General features: G+C 41.7%; 1 protein-coding gene. It reads right to left on the bottom strand.

What is annotated here, in order from left to right; all coding sequences use genetic code 11:
- A partial coding sequence (gene istA, locus D5018_RS21145; protein ID WP_121840946.1) for an IS21 family transposase occupies positions 1 to 1,536 on the bottom strand: 1,536 nt, incomplete at its 3' end.
- Positions 1,537 to 2,591: the final 1,055 nt, after the last annotated feature.

Genomic DNA, 2,591 nt, shown 5'->3' on the forward strand with positions numbered 1-2,591 from the left:
GAAGGCATCTGAGCCACGAATGTTTTCGTGGTGTTGAGGTAAATCAAAGCGTTGTTGCTTGCTATTCACTAGCTTGTCTTGGTTACTTTTGAGGATGTCACTGATGTGTCGATAACGATAAAGCTTGTATTGATTGGCGATAGCACAAGCGTTGTTCAGGCGTTCGTTTGAGTAGGTTTTAGAAAGGTTTAATACGCCTAAACACAGGTTATAGGCTTGCTCTGGGTGGGCTCGGCTATCCAGTTGATACTTCACCCATTTTGTTACTTCACTGCCGATACTACTTGCCCAGTTTAAAAAGCGACCAGGATTCCATTGGTGGTGTTTTTCATGCCGCTTAGGCATATGTTGAGGTTCGGTTGTCGTGCCGGGGCGATGTTTGCGGATATGATGACAAATTGATTTACCACGGAAGTAAATGCCAAGCTGTTTGTCACTCACGTGAAGTTCAACTTTCTCGCCTACAAGATGATGAGGAACTGAGTAATTGTGGCGGTCATATTTGACGTGATAATCGATTCCGACTTTAGCGGATTTGATGTCTACGTAGTGATAAGGCAACTTGGGGAGAGATGCTAATGCGGGTTTATCCAAGTTTTCAAATAAGCTCAGCCTGTTCCCGTCTAGCTGCTTAAAAGGTTTGAGGTTCACTTCTTTCAGCAAGGCTTTAATACATTGATTAAGCTCTCCCAGCGAGAAGAAGGTTTGGTGCCTGAGTTTGGCCAATATCCAGCGCTCGATGATTTGCACACCGACTTCAGCTTTTGATTTATCTTTGGGCTTGTAAGGCCTCGCAGGGATAACTGCTACATCATAGTGCGCAGCCAATTGTTGATAAGAAGGATTGAGATCTGGATCGTAACGACAAGCTTTGCTGACACCGGATTTAAGATTATCAGGGATCACTATTTTGGGCACGCCACCAAAGAACTCAAACGCTCGAACATGGCTTTCCAACCAGTCTGGAAGTGACTGAGTATGCGTTGCTTCAACATAGGTGTAGTTGGACGCACCCAGTACAGCAACAAAGATTTGAGCTGTTCTCACTTCCCCCGTTGAAGCGCAAACGATAGGTATGGTTTTTCCTGCGTAGTCAACAAACAGCTTTTCTCCAGCCTTGTGAACTTGCCTCATTGAGCGCTGCTGTTTTTTCTTCCAAACGGAGTAGTGATGACAAAATCGAGAGTAGCTGTAGTAGCAATCTTGATTCTGCTGTACATGCTCTTCCCATAACAGTTGTTTAGTGATCCCTTTTTTCTTTAGCTCTAAATGGGTTTCAGCCCAATTAGTTGATGGGCACTTAGTGTTTTGAGGTGATTTGTCCTTTGGATAAAAGAGCTGCTCTAGTGCTGAGTCATCAAGTTCTGCTGGTAAAGGCCAGCTCAGCTGTAATTCTTTTGCCTTCGCAAGAACCTTTTGTACTGCACCCACGCTGGATTTTGTGCTGCTATGTATTTGGCGTAACGTCAATTTAGCTCCAAGGCCAAGACGTAGAATTTCTCGTATATTTCGCACTGTTAATCTCTTCGTTGCCATTACCATCATCCATTTGGTTTAAATAGAAAATGGTAGTAGTTAAAAAACAGTGCTCTGAAGTTATTCTTGTGAGTCGTGATCACCGATTCTTGCATCGTGATCGGTAATTCCTGAAGTGGCTGAAAATTGTTCACAACAAAACAAGAATACTTGATCACAGTTAGGCAAGAAATAGTGATCACGATGGGCAGGAATTCTTGATCACGTTAGGCGGGAATATGCATCTTCATCTTTACCTGTTTTAGTTCGCTCATAGTGCTTTGTGCCTAGGGAAATTCGAGGTGTTGCAACTGATACCTCTGCTGCATTTAAATTATGATCGACTTCAGAATAAGGAGGAGGACATTCCCGATATGGTGGGTAAATAAAGTCATCGTAACGAGTTAAGTCTAGAGGCTGACTCCATTCTTGGGCGATTTGTTGGTATTCATGAGGTGAAAAGCTTAGTAACCTTTCGGTTTGTGGTTCCCAAACGACTTGTGTGGAATGAGCTGCTTGACTCTTAAAATGACGATGGACATCTTCAGCAAACTTATAAAGTTGAGATGCAATAAAATCGACTGGGTTGGTCGTTGCTTTTAACCCTAAGAATCTTCTGACTTTTTGAATACGTTGAAATTGGTCCTTATGGGGACAAAGGCAACGATAGCGGCTAAATTCAGGTTCGTTGAATTTATCTCTACTTTCTTCTGCTTCAAATATTTCTACTTGACCACTTTTTGATTGTTTTATTCTGTATTGTCTACCTTCAACATAAATGGCTGTTTACAACTAATATCTGCTTGTTTAGTTGTTAAGGCAAAGTTGGGAGTAGAAGGGGATTGAACACCGCAATGTAAAGAAGCCATATTTCACAAAAATGAAGATGAAAGTTGTCGGCAACATATTGAATTTAAATGGCTAAATCAATAGTTTGTAGATTAAATATTATTAAGGAAATTTGTAACTATTCAGCCCATCTGACTCAATCTGCTTAAAATAGCAACGGTTGAGTCACCATTTTACTTGATCCTCAATGATCATTTGACCGATCTTCCCAGTATGTCATGCTGACC

This window comes from Parashewanella curva (genome assembly GCF_003675895.1).
GTDB lineage: Bacteria > Pseudomonadota > Gammaproteobacteria > Enterobacterales > Shewanellaceae > Parashewanella > Parashewanella curva.